We start from the raw sequence: 2,450 nt of genomic DNA on the forward strand, positions 1-2,450 counted from the left end.
CCCCCACTCACCAAAAAGGTACCATCGGGGCTGATGGCCAGCGTCTCAATCGAGCCTTCGTGGCCTGCCCAGCTCTGCAGCAGTTGGCCGGCCTGGGGATCCCAAAAGCGGATGACACCGTCGTCTCCCCCGGCAACCAGGAGATCTCCATCCGGGCTGATGGCCAGAGCGGTGATAGCGGCGGGGCCTTCCAGTGTGGCCTTGAGCTGCAAGGACTTGGCCCAGTCAGCTAGGTTGAGGGCAGGGCTGGAAGAGGATAGGGATCCAGTCCTGGAGGGATTGGGCGGCTGCTCTGGGGAGCTGAAGCTTTTGAGCCCAGCGGATCCCAAATTTGCCCTCGTTCCCGCGGGCGGGACAGAGTCCCTGGGCACAATTGCCTTCTCTCCCCACAGGCTGAGGTTGGCCGCCAGTTGCCAGGCAGCAGCTCCGAGTAGCACCAGCAAAGCCGCCAGACTACTCCCCGCCCAAAGTGGTGGGATCCAGAAACGCGCCCGCAGTGATACCGAGGAACGCGGCGGCGTAGTCGGCTCCTGTAAGGGAGCGGCGGCAACAGGGTCGGGCAGGATCTCAGCGCCGGGAGAGACGCCCTCTGCCAGAGGCAAAGCCTGGAGAGCGGCCAAAGCTGCCACTGCCGAAGCAAAGCGCTGCCGCGGGTCACAACCCACCAGGCAATCCAAAAAAGCGGCAAAAGGAGCGCTGGTAAGAGCCAGATCGTGCCAGCGCAGCTCCCCCGTCAACGGATCGCGAAACAGCTTGTGGGGCGGGATCCCTGAGAGGGCCTGTATGGCGATGAGCCCAAGTGCCTCCAGATCACTGTCGGCAGCCTCGGGCCCAGAGTTGCAGCAGCCCAAGCCCAACACCACCCAGCGGCCATCCGCCCGGCGACAGATCAGGCGAGAGGGCTCTAGGTTGCAGCAGTTTACCCCCTCACTGTGTAGCAAGGCCAAGGTTTGCAGCACATCTTGCAAAAAGGCCCGCACCTCCGCCTCTGACCAGAGCTGCCCTTGCTCCGTGGCCTGGCGCAAGGCTTGCTCCAGGGTAGGCCCCTCGATCCACTCTTCTACCCAGTAAAAGACCCCCCCTCCTCAAAATAGGCCAGCAGGCGCGGGAGAGTGTCATGGGATCCCAGGCGTTCCCGCAGCGCCATTGCCTGTTGAAATTGCTGCCGGGTGGCAGAGGGCTCTTCCTCCTTGGGAGAGCGAGGTTGCCAACGCCTGATCACCACCCAGATCTGTTCGGGGCGATGGCCATCTTGGGCCAGGTAGGTTTGCCCGCTGGATCCCAGTTCTTCTAGGATCTGATAGCGGCCAGCCAAGGTTTGCCCTACCATAAGGACTCCGGTCGCTCCAGGCAGATGTGGCTCACCAGTGGCCTATCCTCAGCCAGGCTACCAATCTTTGCTTCTGACCCATAATGCCACAGTAAGAAAACGGGGTCTAAGGCAACCCCCTCGCAAGAGATAAGGTCTCTGGCTACTCGAGGCGCAAGAGATGGAGGTAACCTCCCTCGGGAAAAAGGAGATCTAGATCAGGCGCGAGGAGCTGGGGCTCGATCCTCTCCCCAATTGGCGGCCCGCCCAAGGAAAATCCTCTACACTAAATAGAACCAGTACAGGCAAAACCGCGTCCATTCTATTGTTTGCCGGTCTGTTCTCCAGGCTGGCCTCCTTGGCACCTTATGTCTTCTGTCAACCCGGCCTTGCCCATTCAGTGGATCGATGCGGATTCGGGAGAGGTGGTGGAGGAATGTCCCTGGGAGAGCAGCCCCCATCCGGGTACCTACGTTCAACTGGCGGAGCAGCACTATTTGGTTTTGGAAAAGCGCCATTCCTATCAACTGCGGCAGGGCAAATATCACCTGTGCAGTATCCGCGCTCTCATTCGCCCAGTGAGCCCACCCCCTGAGGCCGGCCACTTTCTAGGGGATCCCTCCTGTCGGTTCAATGCCCGCTCGCCCCTGTTGCGCTGCGCCGTTAACCCCAACGGACCCTGCCAAGGCTGCCCCCACTACGAGCCGGCCCAGCGGCGCTAGCCCTCCAGGTCCAGCGCCAGCACCTCGGTCAGGGCGCGGCTGGTTTTCTCCCGGAACTCGGCTACGCTTACCCGTCCCAGCAAATACACCGCCAGCAGCATCACCGCCGCCTCCACCCCGAAGACGGTGGCGTAGGAGAGGACGGGGGAAGAGGGAAAGAGAATCCGCCCCAGATCCAGCAGGGCGCCACCAATGAGGGTAGAAAGCGCCTGCGACATGGCCTGGGCTAGGCCCCAAGCCCCGATGAAGGTGCCGGCGGTTTCTGCTGCCGTCAAGTCCAACATTAGGCTAATGGCGCCGTTGGTGGTGATCCCGGAAGCCAGGCCAAACAGGATCATGCACAGTTGCAACATCGCTGGCTCGCCCGTAAACCCTGCCAAAATGGTCAACCCAAAGGAGATCGCCCCCAGCAGGCAGCC

At 61.8% G+C, this 2,450-nt stretch carries 4 protein-coding genes; 1 reads left to right on the forward strand and 3 read right to left on the reverse strand.

Annotated features, from left to right (window positions below; genetic code table 11):
* On the reverse strand, positions 1 to 1,025 hold a 1,025-nt coding region (locus NW835_RS00195; RefSeq protein WP_414414206.1), incomplete at its 3' end, for a WD40 repeat domain-containing protein.
* Positions 1,026 to 1,060: 35 nt separating this feature from the next.
* Positions 1,061 to 1,330 carry a hypothetical protein gene (locus NW835_RS00200; protein ID WP_414414207.1) on the reverse strand — a complete coding sequence of 90 codons (270 nt, stop codon included), beginning with the start codon at positions 1,328 to 1,330 and terminating at the stop codon, positions 1,061 to 1,063.
* Positions 1,331 to 1,677: 347 nt separating this feature from the next.
* Here NW835_RS00200 and NW835_RS00205 point away from each other — a divergent pair, with 347 nt between their 5' ends.
* Entirely contained in the window at positions 1,678 to 2,031 is a 354-nt protein-coding gene (locus tag NW835_RS00205) for a DUF6464 family protein (RefSeq protein WP_414363740.1), read from the forward strand.
* Here NW835_RS00205 and NW835_RS00210 read toward each other — a convergent pair.
* Positions 2,028 to 2,450, reverse strand: a 423-nt coding sequence (locus NW835_RS00210) for a PucC family protein (protein WP_414414208.1), incomplete at its 5' end; no start/stop codon positions are given. The genes NW835_RS00205 and NW835_RS00210 overlap by 4 nt on opposite strands.

Source organism: Synechococcus sp. OH2 (assembly GCF_047462155.1).
Classification (GTDB): Bacteria; Cyanobacteriota; Cyanobacteriia; order Thermostichales; family Thermostichaceae; genus Thermostichus.